Source organism: Phycisphaerae bacterium (assembly GCA_018003015.1).
Lineage (GTDB): Bacteria > Planctomycetota > Phycisphaerae > UBA1845 > PWPN01 > JAGNEZ01.
In genome coordinates this window covers 49,268-70,860 of the sequence record JAGNEZ010000014.1, presented here as the reverse complement: position 1 = coordinate 70,860, position 21,593 = coordinate 49,268, and the positions used below count along the sequence as shown (strand labels likewise).

Genomic DNA, 21,593 nt, shown 5'->3' with positions numbered 1-21,593 from the left:
TGAGAATGTCAGCGAACGCCGGCCTCGATGAGGAAACTGTTCAGCCGGGCTCGCGAGGGGAATCGGGCAAAAACAAGCGCGATCGCCAGGCCGGCCAAAGCCAACGCGGCCGGGGCCTTGGTCACGAGGTAGACGGCGCAGGCCAACGTGCCGACCAGGTCGGCCGCCAATGCGGTCGTCAGCGAGGATCGCTGCCAGTAGACGGCGACCGTGGGAATCGGATCCACGTCGTCGGGCAATTCCAGGACTCGTTGCCTGGCCCGGTCGATGATGACCCCGCGCAGCACGACGGCGGCGACGCCGGCGATCAGCGTGAGCAGGGCCAGTCCGGGAACTAGGAAACGGGACAGCTCCGTCTGGACCGGCACGCGGTTGCCGATGACCACCGCCACGACCGCAAAGAGAAGAATACCGGAGGCGATGCCGGCGTAGATGACCTGCTGATGGGTGAGAGCCTTCCGGATGCTGAGTTCTGCGTCCACGAGCGCTTCTCCAAGAACAGGAATCCGTAGCCTGCCCGCCAATTCGCCGGGCTCCGTCAGAGGCACGAACACGAGCGCCTGCCGAGACTACCTCTCGCCAGGCTTGAGGAACACGATCTCCCATTTGGACTGGCCGGCGACGAAAAGACGGGCCACCCGGCCGGCAAGCTTGTCGGTCTCCTTCCTCGATGCGTCGATGCCGACGACCTGAGGATACCACTTGGATTTCTCCAGCTCCTTCGCGTCGAGGATCTTGAGCGGCTTGCTCCAGTCGCCGGGCTTGGCCAGATCCGGGTTCAGACTGACGTAAATGCCCTCCTGGCCCCAGTCCTTGTTGACAGCCCGGTTGAGGAGGATGACCCACTGGTCAAGGTGCGTATTCCAGTGAATCGACGGCCCCCAAAACGCGTCAACAGCGCTCTTGTGCCAGTCCGCGGTGACGCGATAGATCGGGCTCACGTGCCCGCCAAGCCCCGGTTCGCTCCATTGCCCATGGTGCCACTTGAACACTTTGCCCCTCGGATCGTCGCGATCAGAGGCCTTCATGCGTGCAACCGCCACGCCCTGCTCGGCCACATCCTTGTTGTAGGTGCTGATGAAGAAGTAGAGGTACTCGTCTCCTGCGCCGGGGATCACCGAGAAGTCGCCGTTGCCTCCGGCGAAGTAGGTGTTGACCGTGTCGCAGTTGAGCGAGTCGGCCGGGGCCTCGAGGATCAGGCCAAGGTCCTTCCAGTTGAGCCCGTTGTCGGTCGAGACCATAGTGCCAATGCGCGGCGCGGTGAGCGTGGCACTGCCGCAGATCGGGTGCGGTTCGTTGTGGTACCACATATACAACCGCCCGTCGGGAGCTTTCCAGGTCGCCTCGATCCAACGCTCGCCTTGCCGCTTGACCTCGCGCCATGCGCGCTCGTTGTCGTATGCGGTTCTAACCGACGGGCGACTCAGACCCGCCATGTTCGGCCCATTGCTGCGATACGGGTGGCCCACTGAATAGAACATGAACAAGGTGTCGCCGTCCCAGTGGGCCGGACTGTTGCAGTCCACATCACCGTCCGATTTGGGGTCAGCGTCCTTGGCGACCACGATGCCCGGCAGGGTCAGACGTGGCGCCGCCCGGACAACCACCGACGGCGACTCCCCTTGCAGGGCGGGGGTGGTCCAGCCGACGGCGATCAACACCGTGGTAGTCAGACAAAAGCCCATCGCAGCGCAGCGCGGCCCCGGCGCCATGCGAGAACCTCCAAGGGTCTCCGTTCATGCCAATCGTGCAAGCGTCATGAGCGATCCGGCCGTTGCCAGGAAACCCTCGGGAGGCGGCTATTGAGCCAGGATCGCCAGGTCGATGTACTGCCCGCCGCCGGTCTGATGGGTATGTACGGCGAGCGTATTCTTGCCTTTCTTGAGCGCCCTCTTCAGCGCGTCAGTGACGTCAAACATCTCGTACGAGGTCACGAATCCGCTGCGGTTCCAGATCTTCTGGCCGTTCACGAAGACGTCCGTGTCCTCGTCGTAGAACACCACCAGCGCCCCTTGGTTGAGCGTGTCGCCGTTCCATTCAAACGTCTGGCGCAGCCAGATGTCGCTGGTCTTCCACTCCGTCTTCGGGTTGTTGATCGTGCCGAAGGGTGCGGGCGCCGTCTTCCAGGCACTGTCGTCAAAACGCCCACCGGTCCACTCCGCAGCCGGAGCATCGGTGGTGTAGCGATACGGCTTGCTGAAGGCTCCGTCCTGCCTGGCCCCGACCAGCACCTGCCAAGGCCGCTCGGCCTTTGCCCCTGGTGACCCGGCTGTCGGACCGGTCTTCTCGTACGCGGCCTGGCGCGACGTGATTGCGTGCATGCGCTTCAAGTCGAACTTCGGGCGGCGATCGTAGTAATACAACCCGTTGTGCTCCTGCTCCACGTCGGTGAGCTGGGTGTAGCAGAACCCGAACATGTTCGGATTGTCCAGCAGGGCGTTAACCAGCCCCTGGTAGCGCGTGTAGAACTCGTCCAGGCTCTTCGGCCCGCTTCCGTAGCCCCAGCCGCCTTCCTTGTTCTCACCCCAGAACGTGCCGCCGAACTCGCTGACCATGAACGGCACCCCCAGATCGTGCGGCGACGCGCCGTATCGCGCCGGCTTGGCGGCCTCTTCGCTCCGGGCAAAGAATCCGTCCCAGGCCTGCTTGAACGGCCTGGGATCCTGGTTGTAGTCGTGAGCGTCGCGGACCTCCGCGCTTGAAATGGTGTGTGCCCAGCCACTGGTCTCCAGGATCGGCCGCGTCGGATCGATGGCCTTGGTCTCGCGCCAGATCATCTGCTGGATTTCGCCAGCCTCCCGCGGCGTCTCGTTGAACGGGCACCAGCCAATGATCGACGCGTGGTTGCGGTCGCGGAGCAGGACCTCGGTCCATTCATTCAGATAGGCGGAGTAGTTCTCCGGGCGGTAGTTGAAGCCCCAGTTCGGAAACTCACCCCACACGAGGTAACCGAGCTTGTCCGCCCAGTACAGGAACCGCGGCTCGAAGACCTTCTGGTGCAGTCGAGCGCCATTGTAGCCGACGGCCATCGAGCGCTCGATGTCCTTACGCAGCTCGTCGTCGGACGGGGCGGTCCAGACACCGTCGGGATAGAAGCCCTGGTCGAGGATCAGCCGCTGGAAGACGCGCTTGCCGTTGATCAGGATCGCCCGCCCCTCGATGGTGACCTTGCGAAGACCGAAGTAGCTGGACACGGTGTCGATCGTCTCGGAGCCGCGGGTCAGCGTGAACTTGAGATCGTAAAGGAACGGATTGCCCGGCTCCCAGAGGTTCTTCTTGTTCAGATCGATGACCAGGCGATGATTCCGCCACGAGACCGGGCAGGAGTCGGAGCCCGCCTTGTCCGTGCCAGCGAACGCCTCCGCGGTGAGCTTGAGATCGGGGTCCGAGCCGTTGACGCTTGCCTCGATCAGAACGCGCGAGCGATCGGGGTCGGGCACCACGGAGAAGCTCTCGACGTACGACGATCCGACCGCCTCCAGCCACACCGGCTGCCAGATGCCGGTCGTCCGCGTGTACAGGCATCCTTCGCTGACCGTGAAGGTCTGCTTGCCCGTCGGCTGGCGGCCGCTGGCGGTGTCGTCAAAGCCGTACACGACGACCTCGTTGGCTCCGTCACGCAAAACCTTGGTGATCTCGAAGGCGAACGGGGCGCTGCCGCCGGTATGAGTGCCGACTTCCTGGCCGTTGACCCAGACGGTGGCCTTGTAGTCGACCGCGCCGAAGTGCAGCAGGATCCGCTTGCCGCGCATGGCCGCCGGTACCTCGAACATCCGGCGATACCAGACGTGCTTCATGTGATCGTAGTGGGCGATGCCCGAAAGCTTGCTCTCGGGGCAGAAGGGTACGATGATCTTCGAGGCCAGGTCCTTGCCGGACGTCAACCCGCGGGCCGTGCCGTCGGCCGTCCGGTCAATCTCGAACTGCCACTCGCCGTTGAGACTGAGCCACGCATCGCGCTGGAAATCGGGCCGCGGATGCTCCGCCCGCGGAATCTCCGCTCCCCGGGCCAGAGAGCTGAACGCTCCGGCCAGGCCCACGAGCAGCAAAACGGTAAAGTAACGGCATGTCTGTCCCATGGTATACGGTCCCTTACACTGTCCTCGTGCGGCCATCACGCGACCGCAGCGTTCTTGGTGATCCTCGCCCGAAGGACGCATGGCCGCGAGGGCCCGGACCTTCTGAAGGCAGTCAGGCATTGTACACGAGTCAGGCTACCAAGCGAGCACTTGGCCGATCCTCGCTTCCTCAACCGGATGCCCCCCTCAGAGTCGCGGTCTGTCAGCACCGGTCAAGCGAGGACAGGGAAGGCCTCATGAACGAGTAGCACCTGGACAAGACCGCGGGGGACGTGGACATCAGTGTGCGGCGGGTGGGCAACGGCCGGGTTGCTCGGCGAAGGTGCGACCGTGCCATTCATCTCCCGATATCGAAACGAAGCCATCGGTACGCTGGGCGAAGCCGCACTGACCGCCATCCGCGACCGGAAGGAGCAGTTGGCCGAACTCGACAGATGCCGCGAGGCGATTCTCAAGTCGCTGGAAAAACGGGACTTACTCACCGACGAGCCCCGCGGCCAGCTCCGCACGGCCGAAGCCGTGACCGTGCTGGAGGGCGTCAGTCCGCCGTTTCGGCCGAATCGGCTACCAACGACGCATCCAGCCGCGACGGCTGCGCCCGCCCAGGAACATGAACATGGCGAACAGCGAGCAGGACGTCGCCCCAAGGGCCCCCGATCCGCAGCCGAACGGAGAAAGCACCGGCACCACTCTGCCGCTGTCCGGGGAACCCGACGCGACGAAGTGGGCCACGACAGCCTTGTCGTCGTCGACCAGGAGCGTCGCCGGGTTCGCGTTGCCCGACAGGTCGCCCGACCAGTGGTCGAACACGTAACCGCTCGGTGCCGAGGGCGCCCAGATCTGGGCGGTCAGCCCGAGGTTGTAGCCCTCGGTTGCCGCCGTGGTGACCGTGCCATCCACCGAGCGGCTGATGACCACCTTGGCGATCGAGTTCACCTGCACCAGGACCGACGCCGTGGCCGTCTGCCCGACGCTGTCGGTCGCTTTGACGGTGTAGAGGGTCGCGGCCTGCGGCGAGATCTGTACGCTGGCATCGGTCGAGTCGAGGTTCGGTCCGGTCCAGGCGTAGGTGTACGGTGCAAGACCGCCGCTCGCTGTGGCCGTGAGCGTCGCGCTGTGGCCGGTCAGGATCGTCTGGTCGCTGCCCGCGCTCACGGTCAGCGCCGACACCGGGCATCCGTCGGGGTCGACGAGCGTTCCCGCGGGCGTATTAGCGCACTGGTCGTCGCAGTCGTTGACGCCATCACCGTCGGCGTCGCCGTCGCTGCATGCACAGCCTTTCACGTCGACGGTCTGGCCCGCCACGGTGTTCGGGCATTCATCCAGACAGTTGTTGACGCCGTCCTGGTCGTCATCGAGCTGGCTGCACGCGCAGCCCTGGGCATTCACCTGCTCGCCGGTCGGCGTCGCGGGGCACTGATCGAGGTCGCCGCACACGCCGTCCTGGTCGGCATCGTTGGCCGCATCCTGTGGGCATGCGTCGCAGGCGTCGCCGAACGCGTCGCCGTCTGCGTTCGCCTGGTTCGCGTTGGCGATCGCGGCACAGTTGTCTTTGGCGTCCGGCACGCCGTCGCCGTCGCGGTCCGGCTGCGGCTCGGTGTCGGAGTCATGCTGGGTGAGCGCCACGTCCTTGGGCTCGCAGCCCGGAGCGGCCAGGTGAAGCGTGACCGTGTCGTCCACGAAGTTGGTGTCCCAGCCGGCCCGGATCGTGATCGGCTGATAGGTATTCCAGTTCGACGGCGAGAAGGCAAGCGTCTGGCCGGAAATCAGCAGGACCGGCGAAGAGGTGCTGTTCAGCGACGCCGTCACCGTGACATTGGCCTGCGGGGCGAGAGAGAGCTTCACCTGGACCGTGCCGGTGGTCCCTTCCTGCAGGTTGAGGGCGGTGACGTCCGTGAGGATGTAGATGATGTCCTTCTCCGCTTCGACCGCCGTCACCAGAACGCTTCCCGTTCCCGGGGCACTGCAGGTGATAGTCGCCTGCTCAATGATCGCGTCGGCGTCGCTGTCCGCCGCGAGCGTGACCGTCTGGTAGACGTCCCAGTTGGCGGTCGTGAAGACCAGGCTCTGGGCGCTGCCGCTGGCGAAGTGGATGTGGCTGTTGCCGGCCGTGAGGGTCAGGCTGACGGTGGTGTCCGTACATGGCTGGGCGCCCAGCTTCACGCGGAACGTGGCGGTCCCGCCCTCGGGGACCGAAACCGAGGTCCGGTCGGCGAGGATGGTGAGCGCCGTGGTCTCGTCCGCGGTCACGGCGACGTCCTTGTCCGCGGCTCCGGGCGTGCTGAGTCGGAGCATCGCCGTCCCGCTGCACACGTCGGCATCCTTTGCCGCCGCCACCGTCACCGTCTGGTACGTGTTCCAGTTCGCGGCGGTGAAGGTGAGCTCAGTCGGGTTGCTCAGCGTGATGCCCGGGTCGCCGCCGGCCAGCAGGCTGGCGTTGACCATCGTGTCCGCGCAGGGCTGGAACCCGAGCTTGACCTGCATCGTGGTCGTGGAGCCTTCGGTCACTCGCATGGACGCCTTGTTGGTGACGATCGAGGGTGCGTCATCGTCCTCCTCGACCGCGAGTACTTCGGAAGTCGTCAGGTAGGTCGGCTTGCTCGGGTTTGGAGCGGTCAGCAGAATCATGGCCTCGCCGTTGCAGATGTCCACGTCGGCCGCCGCGGCGAGGGTGACCTCCTGGTAGGTGTCCCAGTTCAAGTCGGTGAAAGTCAGGGTCTGGCCGGCCAAGACCGTGACGTCCGGGTCGGTCGCGGACGCGGCCGCCGGCCCCACCGTGATTTGCATCGTGTTCGAGGGTGGCGGGGGAGCCATGGTCAGTTTGACTCGGAACGTGGCCGTCGCCCCCTCCGGCACCGTGATCGTGGACAAGGCCTCCTTGGGGTCGACGGCGAGGTCCGTGATGATGCCGGGATCGCAGAGATCGCCAATCCCGTTTCCGTTCGAATCGGCCTGGTCGGGGTTGGCGACGGTCGGGCAGTTGTCGGCCGGATCCTCCACCCCGTCGCTGTCGGTGTCACCCGGGCGAGCGGTGATCAGGGTCGTGGCCGTCGCATTGGCTCCGGTGGCCGGATTGATTACCGTCAGGATGGCCGTGTATCCGCCCGTCTGGTAGTCCGTGTAAGTGTGGTACACGACCGTGCCGATCTCGATCGGGCTGCCGTCGCCGAAATCCCACGTGCAAACCAACTCGTTGTTGATCAGCCCGAACTCGTCGCGGGAACCGGTGGCGTCAAAGCGGGCGGCGAGGGGCAACTGGTGGAGCGGATTGTAGGGCTCGTTCGGGAAGGTCACCTGGATGACGGCATTGACCGCGGGCACGATCTGCCCGTGGACGATGCGGATCGGCAGGCTGTGCGGCGTCTTGCCGGTCGTGACCATGGTGAATCGGTCTGGCGGGGTGACCATCGTATTGGCTTTGAAGCTGTGCACGCGATAGGAGACGCCGGTGCCGCTGCCCGGATCCGAGGCAAGCTCCAGGCTGGTGGGGCCCAGCACCGATTTGACTACGTACCAGCCGGGCTTGGGGCCCTCGAGAATCCGTACCGTGTCGTTCGTCTTGAACTCGCTCGCGATAAAGGGGCTTGACGGGGTGGGATCGTCCAGCCGGTAGACGCCGTCGGTATTCGAAACGCTGACCGACGCCGCGTCCATCGGCGTGATGCCGGCCCAGTCGACGCGGAACGCGACTCCCCCGTCGTCGGTGATGTAATCCACCCCGGTGGTCGCCTTGCCGGCCTGCAGGCCGGACACGCTGCCCTTGACTTGCCAGACTTCCTGTCCGGGCGCGGTTTCGTCCACACACTCGATGATCCAGGTCTCGAGCTTCGACTTGGTGGCATCGACTGTCAGGTCGGCGATCGAGCCCCGGCCGGTGTTCAGCCATCCGGCGTGCGGGGTCGTCGCGGCACGCTCCGTGCCGGTCGGCGAGGTCCCTGGCGTCAGCTCTGCGTAGAAGTAATAGGTGCCATCCTTGGGTAGGGCGCTCAGCGGGACGTGGAAGCCGTCCTGCACCGCCCCCGGCAGCTTGACCAGCGGGTTCGCGGGATCGGTGAGCTCCGTACCACCGTACGGATTCGCCGCCTTGGTCACGTCGTCGACGAAAAACAGCCGGATGGTCGTCCCGCCGTAGGCATCCCAGGCCTCGTACTTGAGCGGGAAGTAGGCACTCGCCCCGGTACCCATGATGACCCCGCCGGGCGGATTCAGGAATCGCAACTCGGGCACGATGTGCGGCTGCCAGAGGAAGGTGACGATCGACTGGGTCGGCTCGGTCACGATGTGGGTGATGGACAGACCGCTCGGCAGCTGACCGTACCACCGGGAACTCGGGTTGGTGGTGTCGTTCCACACCGTGACGCCCTGGGATCCGGGATAGCAGTCGCCATTGTCGCCCCCGTTCTCGCCGGTCTCGAGCTGGTGCTGCCCGTCCGCCTGAACGATGTTGTAGACGAAGTGCGAGCCGAGTCGCTGCTGCTGGGGCAGGCCGGAGGGATTGGCTCCCAGATCGGCATGCAGGATCACCACGCCCTCGCCGGGCGCGGCGGCGTTGAAATTGACCCGGTCCGCGTAAGGCGGGTCGTAGTCGTGCCGGGTCACCCGCCAGAAGTAGAAGCGCTCGCCGGGGTAGACGGTGTTCTCGAAATAGTAGACCGACGAGACCGGATCGAAGGAGTAGTCCTTCAGCGTCACCGGCCACTCGATCGACGGAGGCAGGATCTCCATCAGGTCGTTGCTCCGGATCCACCCCGAAGCTTCCTTGAGGATCGGCGCGGGATGCACCGGGCCGCCGGCCATGATGCACCACCCGCCGATCGGGGTGTTGATGATCGTCGGTCCGGTGAGATACTCGTCGTAGTCGTAAAGATCGGGGTAGCCTTCCCAACTGTGCAGAAACTCGTGATTCATCAGGCCCTTGGCGAAGCCGGACTCGTCCGAGCTGCCGGTCTCACCAATCGTGTCCACCGAGGTGGCAAAATCGGAGAACGCGATGACCCGCGTGTTGCTGTACGTGTTGGCGGCCAGGTCGGCAGTGTTCGTGGCCGCGGTCTTGTCGATCCTCGTCTGGATGGGCAGGTCCATGCCCGGGGCGGGTAGCTGGAAGAGCCCGCGTCCGCCGGGGGCAAGGCCGCCTGGATACAGCCCGCCCGGAAGCAGGGTGAAACCGCTGAACACCGGGTTGGCGGTGCTCGCTCCCGAGACGAGATGGTTCCAGTCGGTGCTCGCGTCCAGGGCTTCGACCGTGTCCTCGGTCAGTCGCTTCCGGTTGAAGGGGTACCCCTCGCTCGGGCTGCCGTCGTTGCTGTTGCCGGGATCGGCATCCCAGGCGTAATTATCCGTGCCCGCGAGCCGGACGCTGCCCTGATCCAGCAGCCCGTCCAGGTTGTAGTCGCGCTTGAGCACCTCCACCGGCGTGGTGGGGATGTAGGCGGGGTCGTTGACCGGGGCATTGAACCAGGTGAGGTACTCGAGGTTCAGGACGTTCCCGCCATCGTAGCCGTTCTGGCCGGTTAGATTGTAGGCCCCCGGTCCACCCGGTCCAATGATCCCGTCGTTGGGCGCGGGGGCGCCGGGATCCCCTGCCCCCCGGTCCTCCCCGAAGGGGTTCGTGCTGGCAGGGGAGGTCACTTCGCCCAGCCGTCCGTCCCCGCCGTAGTCGATGCCGGAAACACTCCTGGCGTGGTAGATCGAGGAGGGCAGGTCGCTGAACTCCGCCTGGCCGTCATAGTAGCCGGTCGCGTCCGGGTAGATGGTGGTGCCGGTGTGAACCGCATAGCCGCCATCCATGTCCCCGTTGCCAATTGAGGGCGGGTCGACCGTCCCCATGCAATTGTTGCCCGAGGGGGGTGGCAGCGGGAAGTTGTTCAGTCCGGACCGGGCCTTGGTGCCGCCCACATTGGGCTCGAAGACCCTCGCCGCCGTCGGGTCGAACTCGACCATATTGGGAATGCGCTCCACCCAGGTCGGGGCGGGCGGAAGCGTGGCCGGCAGCACGGCGTTGGGCGTCATGGTGTGCAGGTCCGTGAAATACGCCTGCCACCAGCCGTCATAGTCCCACTTCCACGGATTGGCGCTCGGCTCGCCCGTCGCCGGGTCATCGCACGGACGCGGCGTCGTCGGGCTGCCTCGGTAGTCGTCAAACCTCATCTTGGTGTTGCCCCGCTCGCTCCACCGCTCCGGTCCGTCGTACTTGCCGTTGCCGCAGTGCGCGATGATGATCGCCGCAGTGCTCGCGCCAGTAATCGGGTCGACGCCGGGATAGTTCGCGGTGATGTAGTCAATGGCCCACTGGCGCGACGCGGGGTCGGGGTTGTTGGGGCTCGGGTCGCACTTCACCCAGCGGCGCGAGGCATCCGAGGTGTAAACATAGACCCGCAGGAAGTCCTCGAAGGGCTCCGGAATATCCCAGACGCCGTTGCGGTTGCTGTCATCGAACTCCCCCGCACCGATGACGCCGTCGCCTCCCAGGCAGTTCGGCGGAGTCGCCGAGTCCGCGCGATCATATCCGTCGTAACTCTCCTCGATGTAGGCGCTGTACCGGCCATCACCGTTGAGATCGCGGAAACGCTCGCCCGGCGTCCACCACCCGTCGGCGGGCGGCCCCTCGGTGGGGGCGGTCAAGTTGGTGACCCGAGAATTCCCGGAGATGTCGGAGACCTCGTACATGGGCGCGCCGTCGGAGAACGGCTCGCCCATCATACTCAGCGCCCCGCCCACCCCCAGATAGGTGTGCTGGATGGCACTCCCGTTTGCGGCCGTGGGCAGGATCGGCCAGGGGAGATGAATCCAGCCGACCACGTCGCCGCTCACTGTCACCGCGCCGTACGAGATCTCGTTCCAGTACTGGGCAAAAGAACCAACGGTCGGGTCTACGATATTGAAGTACTGGTTCCAGACGTCATCCGGGTTGGGGAGCAGCGGTTGGGCCGACTTCGGCGCGGTCGCCAGCATCACCCCGAACTTGCGCTGATCCGCATCGGCACCCGCGGGGCCGCACAACGTCGCGATAGAGCTCAAGACCAGAAAAGTGGAGACACGCGCATTCGTAAACATGGTCGGACTCCGGTTACAGGGGTGAGAAACCATCCCCGTTCCGCGGATGACATAACGCCGTCATCCCACGGATCGAAGGCTCGCCAGCCGGCGAAGGTCTCAGGGTGTTACTCCGTTCCTGTACTGCGGCCACCGTGGCTGTGGCTCCCCAGCACCTCCCAAACTCCCAGTGTAATGATTTTGGCCCTCCTGTCAAGGTGCACACTCGAATCCGAAGCAGAATCGCCCTGAGCCAGAACCTCGTAACCCTTCTGATCCGATTCGGCGGTGGGCGGGGCCTCAAGACCACACCGAGCCCATAAGAAGACGGTCGCAACGCGTCCACCGCCTCTTCCAGGCAAGAACGCCCCTCTCAGTCGTCATTGGGTCGCCAAACACGCTCCGGGCAGGCGTTCACCCCAGGCAGCGCGACCACAAGCGACCGCTCAACACGGACTCGCTGACCCCAAAACGCGAGGCCGGCGTCAGGTGTGGCCACACCTTCCCCGGACGATCCTCCAGGATCCTCAATTGGATGAGCGAACGAAACGGAAGTTCCACGAAATCACTTGCTGTACCGCTTGCGGAAATCCTCGGCCGCCTTGGCCCGACGGTCCTTCTCGGCGGCGTCCATCTGGTTGATGAACCACCGGTGGTTCGCGGAGGCCAGCACCTCGTCCAGCTTGGCCTGGAGCTTCTTGGCCGCCTCGGCCTTGGCGGGTTCGGCAGCTTTGGCGTTTTCCTCGGCCAGCCCGCGGAGTTCCGGCACATAGTGCGCGTAGAAGTGCTTGGCGACCTCGTAAGTCCCGTGCCAGTGGGTGTAGTCGGGTCCCATCATCGAGGCCCCGTGGCGGGCGCGGCGGCCCTCGTGGTGCCAGATCTCATACCAGGTGAAATCGACGGCGTTCGCGAACTCGATCGGTACCAACAAAGGCTTGGCCAGCTCGTACAGCTCCAGGCCGGGCTTGGCGAACTTGTCGTGGTACAGCTCGATCAGTCCGTCATACTGCACATAGAAGTTGTCCACCCACTGCTTCGCATGGCAGTTGAGGCAGACGTTCTGCATGTTCGCCCGGCGGGCTTTCCAGTCCACGCTCGCTCCCGGAAGCCCCATCTTCTGATCGCTTGCCTCGGGACGGATGGAGACCGCCGGCCGGTTGTTCCAGCTGATCCGCAGCCCGATGTCGTGGTTGAGCGCCTGGTTCTTCGTGGCGCTCATGTGACAGGTCGCACAGGTCGGAGCGCTGCTGTAGTCCTCGCCCAGAACCCACTTGGCCGAGTCCATGTTGAGCTTCTCGCGGAAGGCTTTGAAGGCGATACCGTGCTTGGACTCCTCGTAGATCTCCTTCTGGGGATGATCAGGTCCCATGTGGCACTTGCCGCAGGCGTCCGGGTGGCGAGCCTGCCAGGCCGAGAAGCTGTGCCGGCTGTGACAGGCGGCGCAGGAGCCTTCGGAACCGTCCGGGTTGATCCGCCCGATGCCGGTGTTCGGCCAGGTGGCCGGATCAAGCTTGCCGCCGGGCAGGACCTTGACCTGCGAACCGTGGCACTGCCAACAACCGTTGACCGCCGCGGCACTGGTGCCGTCGGGGAACCCGGTCGTCTTGAAGGCATTGTTGCCCTCGACCACTTCGGCCAGGGTGTTGTCCAGCGAGCCGAGGATGCGGGCGCCCTTGGAGTGGTGGGACTCGCCGAACTGGGCGGTTTCCTTCTCGTGGCAGCGGGCACAGTCCTTGGGCGACACGATCGTGGCGATGAGCTCGCCCTCATGCTTGAAAGCGTCCCCCTCGCCGTCCTGGGCGGCATGACATTCATAGCAGCCGATGTGGGCCCGGAAGTGCTTGCTGCCGCCCCATTGCTGATAGATCGGCGTGTTATCCTTGCGGTGGCACTCGATGCAGGCCTTGCTCTTGGCCGAGATCTCCGGCAGGCCCCACGGGGCCGCCCAGGCCGGTGAAGCGGCCAGCAGCACGATCGCCAGACGGTTCAGCAGGATGGGTCGAATGGCTTGCATGTCTTGGTCACTCCCTTTCAGACCGTCTCGGCGGTCGCCCGACGGTGATCTTCGTATGAAACGCCATGGTCCCTGCGATAGGTCAGCTCGCCGGAGAGCACCGGCACCGCCATACGCACAAACAGGGTATACAGCAACAGGCCAAACGCCCAGATGCCCAGGCAGATCTGGACCTCGTGCAGGGTGGGCACGTACTCGACAACTTCGCCCAGCGGAGTGGGGATGAACGCCGGGACGATCAGCCCCATCCCTTTCTCGATCCAGATGCCCACGATGGTCAGCACGCAGGCCACGTTCAGAACCTTGAGGCCCCGAGAAGCGGGCAGCACAAGCAGAATTGTCGCCAGGACGTTGAACGCGACCGCCGTCCAGATCCAAGGGACCAGCGCGTGCCGGTCGTGAAGGCCGAAGAACAGGTAGCGCGACGAGGCAATGTGGGCCGAGTCGGAGTAAAACTCGGTGAACAGCTCGCAACCCAGCAGGAAGATGTTGATGATCGTGGCGACCTGCACAATCCGTCGCAGGGTCAGCAGGGCGTCGTCGCCAACGTGGTACCGGGTGTAGTGCCGCACGATCTGCAGCGTCAGGATGATGAACGCCGGCCCGGCCGCGAACGCACTGGCCAGGAAGCGGGGCGCAATGATCGCGGAGTTCCAGAACGGCCGGCCGCCGAGCCCGACGTACAGGAACGCGGTCACGGTGTGGATGCTCACCGCCCAGACGATGGCCACGAACACAAAGGGCACGTAGAAGACCTTGGACGGCTCCCGCTCGCAGTAGGCGCAGTAGATCAGGTACCCGCAGATGTGCAGGTTGAGGATCAGGTAGCCGTTGAGGGCGATAACGTCCCAGGTCAGCATGGAAACCGGGAAATTGAACCGCTGCAGCAGGTGAGCGAAGCGATCCGGCCGGCCGAGATCCACAGTCACGAACAGCAGGCACATGACGATCACTGCGACGGCCAGCAGTTCGCCGAAGATGACCACGTGGTAAAGGTGCATGTTGCGATAGATGTAGACCGGAATGACCAGCATGGCCGCCGCGGCCGCCAGGCCCACAAGATAGGTGAAGTTGGCGATGTACACCCCCCACGACACCTGGTCGGTCATGCCCGTGGTCACGAGGCCGTTCACCAGCTGCGTACACCAGGCGTGCAGGCCGACCAGCGAGAGAACGGTCAGGATGGTCATCCAGGTGTAGTAGCGCCAGTCGCCGACGAAGCTGATCTGGGCGCACTGCCGGAGGAAGGTGAGGTATCGCTTCATCCCCCACCTCCACCCCGTTCCGTGGCCTGGCCGGATTCAACCGACTCGTGGTAGCGGCTTCCGCGCTCGTCGAAGTAGTAGAAGAACCGGGGGAGCGTGCCGACCTCTTCCTTGAGAACGAACACCCGTTTGTGCCGCAGGATGTAGCTCACCTCGCTCTCGGGGTCCAGCACGTTGCCGAACTTGCGCGATCCGGTCGGGCAAACCTCGACGCAGGCGGGCAGCTTCCCGACCCGCGTGCGGTGCAGACAGAAAGTGCACTTCTCCATGACGCCCTTTGGCCGCGGCCGGTTGGACAGGTAGCTCATGTCCGGATTGAGGTCTTTGGCCGCCAACTCCGGCTGGGCAAAGTTGAACCGCCGGGCCCAGTAAGGACAGGCCGCTTCGCAATAGCGGCAGCCGATGCACCAGTCGTAATCGATGACCGTGAGGCCATCGGGCTCCTGCCAGGTGGCCTCGACCGGGCAGACCTTGACGCACGGCGGCTTGGCACACTGGTGGCACTGCACGGGCATGTAGTAGCTGTCGTGCTCGGGCACGACCGGCGGATCGTAATGATGGTCCGAGCTCTCGAGATCGATGCTGCCCTTCTCCATCTTGAGGACGCGGATGTACTGGATCTCAGGGGCCCGCGACAGGTTGTTCTCCTTGACGCAGGCATGGACACATCGCCGGCAGCCGATGCACCGGCTGATGTTCAGAGCATAGACGAACTCGACGCCGACCATGGGCTTGACGTCGCTGAGGCTCGGCCGGACAGCAAAACGATTCTCGACCTCGCGGGCGATGCGATCCAGGGCGGTCTGCATCTCGGCCGGGGTCATCTCCTTGTAGTGCTTCTGCAGGAAGCGCTCCAGCGTCGGGATGTCGTCGGGCGACATCTTCCGCAAGGGCGAGACCGCAGCGGCGATGGCCGCGGCACCGGTGGCGGCCACCGCGCTCTTGCGGAAGAAGCCTCGCCGGGTGAGACCGGGTCCGCTCGACTGGCTGTCCTCCTCGCTCATGGGCGGTGCCCCCGTGGCTTTGCCTCATCCCCGCGACCGGCCGGCAACCGCTGGCGGTAGATCAGCAACGGGTTCCTGGTCTCGCCCCGTCCTTCAGCTTCCGATCGCTGATCGCCCATCCGCAACGTGTTCGGGCCGGGCGCCGGCTGCATCGGCTGGAACGCCGGGTTGTGCGGATCGTGGCATTCAACGCACTTGCGACGCTCCATCGGGCCAAGCTCGGGATCCCAGTAGCCATTGGTCCGGCCATGCACGCCGTGCGTCCAGTCGCGGTAGACGGGTCCGTGGCATTTCGCACACAGCAGCGGCGGCTGATCGAAGGGGATCGGGCCGCCGCGGTCGTCGGCAAAGGCGTTGCGATCCTCGCGGTTGTGGCAGTTGAAGCAGCGCCCATTGATCCCGTGCTCGAGCACGATTGCACGGTGCTGAGTCAACGGCCGGTCGGTCTCGACGGGCGAAGGAAACAGGTTGTGGCATTCGCTGCAGCGGTAAGTCATACCCGCAACGACCGTCTCGGGCTTGAGAATCGGTCGGCGGACCGGGGTGATGTCCGTGGCCGAGGCGGGCACGACTGCAGCCGGACCCGCCGGGCTGACGTACGGCCAGGGATCGGCGAGCAGCAGGCCGGTCAGGGCAATCAGCACGAGCGGTACAAACCACGCTTGCCAGCGCCGTGGAGGGTCCGAGGGCAGAGCAAACGTGGTCCCGGTCCGACTCACTTAAGCACTCCTGATCGTCTGGAATCGCCCCGCCTCTTATACGAGCGTGAGCAGACAGGCGTCAACGAGAATCTCTCACTTTTCCCGGAGCTCTTCCCAGAAGCCGCGAGCCTGCCCGGTCAACTGCTCGATCCTGTCGAGGAGAATCGTCTTGATCTCGGGAGCGCGGGCCCGTCTGTTCCGCAATGAGGACGCGTCTCCCTCCGGCCCGGCCATCAACTGGTTACACTGCTGGTCGATGGAGACGAGCAGGGCCTGCAACCGCAGCCCTGCCCCGGTCAAGGGAGGCAAGTGGGCGTCGGATGGGACGGCCAGCGGCTCCGGCGGTGCCTCGCCAAGCAGGTCGGCGATGGCCAGTCTGGCATCGTGCAGCCGCACGCCCAGGTTCATCAGCGCCCGGGCCGCCAAGCCCTCCTGCTCACGGAGAAGCCCAATCAGCAGATGCTCGCTGCCAACGTAGCGATGGTTGAGCAGCCGGGCCTCCTCGATCGCGTACTCGATAACCCGCTTGGCGGCCGGTACCTGGGCAAGCTTACCCGACCCGGGCCCCTGATCGCCGGGCGTGAGCATGCCTTCCACCTCGTGCCGCACGCGATCGAGATCCGCACCCAGCGTCTTGAGGGCGTTGGCCGCGACGCCGGTGCCTTCCTTGACCAGCCCGAGGAGGATGTGCTCCGTCCCGATGTGGTCGTGCTCGAGACGCTGGGCCTGCTGATTGGCCAGAGCCATGACCTTGCGGGCATGATCGCTGAATCGTTCGAACATCTGGGCACCTCGTTTCTGTTGACCGCGCCGCTGCGGATCAGAACCGCCATCAAGTCATCCATCTTCAGACCGACCGCGACCTTCTGAGCCTGCTTATGGGGTAGGATCGCCGAGGCCAGAACCTTGCCTGGGCCTCGGGCGGCGCCGGTTACCTACCATTAACATCCCATGAAGCTGCCCGTCGCCTTCCCGCCGCCCTGCTCCCCCGTACCGTAGACCCATAGAACGAATCAGGGTCGCCATCGATCACCTCCTGAGGAGCTTTGGGCCGCCGCATTCTCACAAAGCCCTGGGTGGCGATCAAGCCTCCTGATCGACCGCGGACGGCTGCTCACGGGCTCAGGTAAGGCTGAAACTAGTCCTCTGCAAGCGCATTTGGGTCCGTTTGGCGAGAAGCGGATCAGCCCCTCAGATACGCATCATCAGGCGGGTCCCCAGGCGAGCCAGAAGTCGCCTCCCGGAGAATGGCCGGTAGAGGTTTCCCAGAATAACTATTTTGCCGATATTATCAAATATGCGTCGGAATGAACGCTCGTCATGACCTCCAATGTTAAGCCCGGCATGCATGGGCGCCTGGGTTGAGCAGTCATGTCCGTGGAGGTTCTTGCCGAGCATAGGTGTGGACGAGGATCGGAGTCTGCGGTGTATTCAGCATTTCACAGGCGGAACGCATGCCGATCTCACAGCGGCTCTGTCTGTTGCAGGCCGGTTGCCCGATATACCAGGAAAATGGGCGAAAAGTGCTCGCGTCGTTTAGCAGGGTGTGTTATAATAAGCCCGGAGCGCGGTCGCCGTGCATTTCGAGCGACCGAATGCAGTTCAAAGCGAGTAGCGGCGGCGCGGCGTAGTCGCCGCATGTCTGGGTTCCCGGTCGTCGGTCTGGACGTCGGGGGCAAAGAGGTCAGCGCGATGCGGGTTCCTTGTCATGGGGTCACCAAGAGGCTTCTGCCTGCTGGCACGGGTACGTCGATTCACCACCCGCGAGCGTTCACCATACTTGAAGTCCTCGTCGTCGTCGCGATCATTTCCCTGCTGATCTCCATCATGCTTCCTTCGCTGCAGCGGGCCCGTGACCAGTCCAATATTCTCGTGTGTAAAACCCGGCTTGCCCAACTCTACAATGGACATTGCTTCTACGCCCAGGAAGCGCGAAATGGCGTCTTTCCTCACTGGAGTTGGTGGCTCTATGACGGCGTGAACCACAGCAAGCCGAAGATCAAGTATAACCCCACGCTCTATGCCGTCAGCGGTGGTGTGCGGTTCTCTGACTCTCGCCGGTGGGTCGAATACGGCGACCTCTATCGATACCTCAAGAACCGAGAGACGTATTTCTGCCCGGTCGATGACCGCATTCGCCGCGGCAGCGCTATCGGGAGCGGCGGCACCTACGGCAATCATGCGATTCACAGCTACGTTCGCCTGATGGACCCGCACGACTACTTGCAGGAGAAGATCGACGGCAAGCATGTGGCCGACACGGATCAGCTGCTCTCCTGCGACTTCGTCAATCCTGACCACCTGAAGGCAGGGGCCTTCAAGTCTACCGCATTCCCGCGGGTCTCCCAGTTCATGTCTACCCCCAACCGGGTGGTCCTGATGTACGAGGAGTACCAGGGCTTTGGAGATCGGAACTCGGAGTATTATCTGGCCAACAGCAACGCCCTGAACGACGGGCACAGCTACCTGCGAAACATCTCCAGCAACAGCGGCGATCGCCTCAGTACCCGCCATCTCGGCAAGGGCAACATCCTCTTCTGGGATGGCCACGCAGATATCGCAGAGGCCAAGCGATGGAACCGCTACCCGAACGACATGTACCCGGTTAACTTGGCGCTGGGCGGCGGCTACCTGCCCAAGCGCTGACAGCCCGCCCCGATAGCGATGGTCCACCCCGCACTGACGGTCACCCCAGCGTCGATGCGCCCTCCACATGGCCCATCGACGGAGTCTCTCCCTTCGGCGGCCTCCCCGGGCCGATGGACCGTCTGCGACTGCCAAGCCGATCAGTTCTCCGTCTTGCACCGCGGGCAGGTGCGGTCGTATGCCCCCGTCGGCCCGATCCTCATCAGATAAGGCTTCTTGCACTTGGTGCACATGAGCGGGTTGGCCCGCAGGGCGTACTGCCCGCACTTGGGACACTTGAACCCTGTTGACTCCGGGGATGCGGCGTCGGTGCCACCTTTGTCCTCCAGCTGCGAGAGGGACGTCTCCCCGTAGTAGCCGCAGTCGGGATTGGCGCACAGGACCGTGGTCTTGATGTCCGTCTCAACGTTCCCCCTCGTCCTTACCAGACTGGACCAGACCAGCGCAACCGCGACAATGGTGGCGACAATGGCCAGCACCGCCAACAGCGTCTTCTGCTTCTCTTGGGACATCGCCATGGGCCAACTCCTTGGACTCGATTGTCGATCGGCAGATCGCCTAGTCCGGCCTTACGTTCCAAGGCCTCTCGACCGCCCCCAGGACCTCTCAGCCCGTTTCAGCCGTGAGCTCGGAAGGCGGCCGCGTGAGGCTTCCGTCGCCGACCTCTTCCTTCCGGGGCCTGGCTGGCGGCAACTGCCTGTACCACAGGAAATGGACCCCGACCAGGCAGACCAGGAAAATCAGAAGCGTAACACCAAACGAGCGCCATGCTCCGATCAGCAGCTGCATCGGCAGCAGAAACAGGGTGACCTGCCAGCCGAGGGCGAAAGGCAGCGCCGCGATATCGTAGAAGTGCTCGCGCTCCATGGCTCTACGCACCTGGGGGGCCAGCGACGCCTTCAGCGGTGCCCATAAGCCGAATGGGCGGGTGGTCCGGTAGAAATGCTCCAGGATCCGATGCTCCGTCGGGGGAAAACAGTAAGTACCGATGATCGTTCCGACCAGCGACAGACCCGTCACCAGAACAAACTTGTCCACAGGCGGCATATCGGGCTTCAGAGCTCGCTGGCCGATGGCGACGATCAGGCCCACCGCCACGCCGATGTTGGAGCCGCCTGCGTTGAACCGCCACCAGTACAGCCTTAGCAGGCCTGGAATGACATAACCCGCGGTCAGGGCCATGATGATCCAGTCCCAGATGTCGTTGATGCTCTCCGAGGTGTACGCCATGGCGAATCCGCCGAGAACCAGAACCACGCCAAAGCAGTAACTCGACGCGATGAGCTCCCGGGTCGATGCCCTCGGACGAAGGAAGCCCTGCCAGATGTCGCGGGTGAACAGAGCCACGCACATGTTCACCGTGGGCGAGAATGTGGACATCGCGGCCGCCACCAGGGCGACCAGAAACAGGCCTCGCCAGCCGGCCGGTATCTTCATCAGGATGACCGCCGGCAGGATCCGTTCGGGGTTGACTCCCCCTTCATAGCCGACCAGCATGGCCTTCTCCTGCCAGTCCTCGCCGCCACCGAACAGCCTTCTCAGGTTGCCGGCCAGCACGGGAAACTGATCCTGGTGCTGGGTGACGTTGGCAATGACGTCGTCCCAACGGTTCTTGCCGACGTCGGCCCCGTACCGCTGAGCAACCTCGGGCGACTGCTGGATGGTGACCGCCGCCTCGGCCAGCACCTTCTGGTCGGGAAACAGGTCGTGAACCAGGAAGATGCCGAGCACCGCAAACCCCATCATCAGCGGCCAGCGGAAGGTCATCAGCCAGGTCCAGAAGTAGGTCAGCAGACCGCATTCCCGCTCGTTGCGGGCCCCGAAGTAGCGGGGATCCGCCCCCGTGCCCATGCCGCCCAGCACCTGCCGAAACAGATATCCCCCGGCCAGGATCAGCACCGGCTCGAAGTCCTCGTACCCCCGTGGCATGGCCGTGCGAACGTGAGGGACCGAACTCATCCACTGAGCGTTGCCGGTGACCTGGGTGGCCAGAAGCCCCAGGTCACCCTCGTAACCCGCGATCCTGCTCACGGCAAGCAGGGTGATCGCGACCACGCTGATCAGGATGATGCCCGACTGGAACAGATCGGTGAAGGCCACACCGTAGAAGCCGGACATCAGTGTGTACAACGTGGTCAGGGCCACCATCATGGCCGCACAGACCTCAGGCCGCAAATCAAGGAACATCGACAGGAAACTCCCCGCTCCCTTGATCAGGTAGGCCAGCATCGCCACGGTGAAGGCAGTGCCAAAAACCACGCCGAGCAACCGGGCGATCTTGGCCCCAGCGGTCGATCCGAATCGGTAGATGTTCCATTCCGCCGCGGTCATGCACTGCGACCGATAGTGCCACTTGCCCGTCCACAGCAGCATGAAGGCCAGAACCAGGCAAGCTCCTCCGCGAAACTCGATGTACAGACCGCGCGGTCCCATCATGTACAGGAACGACACAATGACCATCGTTCCGGTCATGTCCACAAAATTGAGCATGCCGGAAACGCCGAGCACGTACCAGGGCAGCTGCTTGCCACCCAGGAAGTAGTCCTCCAGGCTCCGCGAGGCCATACGCTTCAGATAGACGGCGATGGCGATGAGGATGAGACAGTAGGCGGCGATGATGGCGTAGTCGGCCGAGTTCAGATATCGCACGACACGCTCCTGACACGGGAAACGACGAGTGTTCCGGCGACGCTCGAGGCCTAAGGTATAGGACCATCGGCCGAGGGGCAAGGGAGCGACGCCGTCTGGTCACCCAGAGTCGCCGAACCGTCGACGAATCGTGTCCGGGCCGCCGCCAGCCGAGCAGAGTCTCGGTCACTACCGCTGGCGCGATCGGTACACCGCCGTCTCAC

General features: G+C 64.2%; 12 protein-coding genes and 1 pseudogene. 2 read left to right on the top strand and 11 right to left on the bottom strand.

Features of this window, described 5'->3' with window-relative positions; genetic code table 11:
• Positions 1-8: 8 nt before the first annotated feature.
• The 3 genes from KA354_08690 to KA354_08680 form a co-directional block, all read right to left on the bottom strand.
• Positions 9-482, bottom strand: coding sequence for a hypothetical protein (locus tag KA354_08690; protein MBP7934707.1), 474 nt, complete (start codon positions 480-482; stop codon positions 9-11).
• A gap of 87 nt (positions 483-569) precedes the next feature.
• Entirely contained in the window at positions 570-1,712 is a 1,143-nt protein-coding gene (locus KA354_08685; GenBank protein ID MBP7934706.1) for a hypothetical protein, read from the bottom strand.
• An 87-nt stretch (positions 1,713-1,799) separates the two neighbouring features.
• Entirely contained in the window at positions 1,800-4,079 is a 2,280-nt protein-coding gene (locus KA354_08680; GenBank protein ID MBP7934705.1) for a beta-galactosidase, read from the bottom strand.
• 282 nt (positions 4,080-4,361) lie between these two features.
• Here KA354_08680 and KA354_08675 point away from each other — a divergent pair.
• A pseudogene (locus tag KA354_08675) lies at positions 4,362-4,637 on the top strand (RNA-binding transcriptional accessory protein).
• Between the two features lie 6 nt (positions 4,638-4,643).
• Here KA354_08675 and KA354_08670 read toward each other — a convergent pair.
• From KA354_08670 to KA354_08645, 6 genes are all read right to left on the bottom strand, one after another.
• On the bottom strand, positions 4,644-11,132 hold the full coding sequence (locus tag KA354_08670; protein MBP7934704.1) for a thrombospondin type 3 repeat-containing protein: 6,489 nt from the start codon (positions 11,130-11,132) through the stop codon (positions 4,644-4,646).
• Positions 11,133-11,676: 544 nt separating this feature from the next.
• Complete coding sequence (locus KA354_08665; GenBank protein MBP7934703.1) at positions 11,677-13,125, bottom strand: hydroxylamine oxidoreductase; 1,449 nt, start codon at positions 13,123-13,125, stop codon at positions 11,677-11,679.
• A gap of 17 nt (positions 13,126-13,142) precedes the next feature.
• Positions 13,143-14,390, bottom strand: coding sequence for a polysulfide reductase NrfD (nrfD, locus tag KA354_08660; protein ID MBP7934702.1), 1,248 nt, complete (start codon positions 14,388-14,390; stop codon positions 13,143-13,145).
• Entirely contained in the window at positions 14,387-15,394 is a 1,008-nt protein-coding gene (locus tag KA354_08655; GenBank protein ID MBP7934701.1) for a 4Fe-4S dicluster domain-containing protein, read from the bottom strand. Before KA354_08655 ends, nrfD begins: the two co-directional genes overlap by 4 nt.
• Entirely contained in the window at positions 15,391-16,113 is a 723-nt protein-coding gene (locus KA354_08650; protein ID MBP7934700.1) for a hypothetical protein, read from the bottom strand. The genes KA354_08655 and KA354_08650 overlap by 4 nt, the downstream gene beginning before the upstream one ends.
• Positions 16,114-16,188: 75 nt before the next feature.
• Entirely contained in the window at positions 16,189-16,878 is a 690-nt protein-coding gene (locus KA354_08645) for a hypothetical protein (GenBank protein MBP7934699.1), read from the bottom strand.
• Between the two features lie 909 nt (positions 16,879-17,787).
• Here KA354_08645 and KA354_08640 point away from each other — a divergent pair.
• Positions 17,788-18,741, top strand: coding sequence for a type II secretion system protein (locus KA354_08640; protein ID MBP7934698.1), 954 nt, complete (start codon positions 17,788-17,790; stop codon positions 18,739-18,741).
• 140 nt (positions 18,742-18,881) lie between these two features.
• On the opposite strand, the gene KA354_08635 is transcribed toward KA354_08640, so the two are convergent.
• Both KA354_08635 and KA354_08630 read right to left on the bottom strand, forming a co-directional pair.
• Entirely contained in the window at positions 18,882-19,259 is a 378-nt protein-coding gene (locus KA354_08635; GenBank protein ID MBP7934697.1) for a hypothetical protein, read from the bottom strand.
• Between the two features lie 88 nt (positions 19,260-19,347).
• Positions 19,348-21,306, bottom strand: a complete 1,959-nt coding sequence (locus KA354_08630; GenBank protein ID MBP7934696.1) for a sodium:solute symporter — start codon at positions 21,304-21,306, stop codon at positions 19,348-19,350.
• Positions 21,307-21,593 lie beyond the last annotated feature (287 nt).

What these genes read in the sequence shown, in the direction of transcription:
- KA354_08685 (MBP7934706.1), bottom strand. Translation starts at nt 1,712, where the DNA reads ATGGCGCCGGGGCCGCGCTGCGCTGCGATGGGCTTTTGTCTGACTACC.
- KA354_08680 (MBP7934705.1), bottom strand. Translation starts at nt 4,079, where the DNA reads ATGGGACAGACATGCCGTTACTTTACCGTTTTGCTGCTCGTGGGCCTG.
- KA354_08670 (MBP7934704.1), bottom strand. Translation starts at nt 11,132, where the DNA reads ATGTTTACGAATGCGCGTGTCTCCACTTTTCTGGTCTTGAGCTCTATC.
- KA354_08665 (MBP7934703.1), bottom strand. Translation starts at nt 13,125, where the DNA reads ATGCAAGCCATTCGACCCATCCTGCTGAACCGTCTGGCGATCGTGCTG.
- nrfD (MBP7934702.1), bottom strand. Translation starts at nt 14,390, where the DNA reads ATGAAGCGATACCTCACCTTCCTCCGGCAGTGCGCCCAGATCAGCTTC.
- KA354_08655 (MBP7934701.1), bottom strand. Translation starts at nt 15,394, where the DNA reads ATGAGCGAGGAGGACAGCCAGTCGAGCGGACCCGGTCTCACCCGGCGA.
- KA354_08645 (MBP7934699.1), bottom strand. Translation starts at nt 16,878, where the DNA reads ATGTTCGAACGATTCAGCGATCATGCCCGCAAGGTCATGGCTCTGGCC.
- KA354_08640 (MBP7934698.1), top strand. Translation starts at nt 17,788, where the DNA reads ATGCGGGTTCCTTGTCATGGGGTCACCAAGAGGCTTCTGCCTGCTGGC.
- KA354_08635 (MBP7934697.1), bottom strand. Translation starts at nt 19,259, where the DNA reads ATGGCGATGTCCCAAGAGAAGCAGAAGACGCTGTTGGCGGTGCTGGCC.
- KA354_08630 (MBP7934696.1), bottom strand. Translation starts at nt 21,306, where the DNA reads ATGGCCTCGCGGAGCCTGGAGGACTACTTCCTGGGTGGCAAGCAGCTG.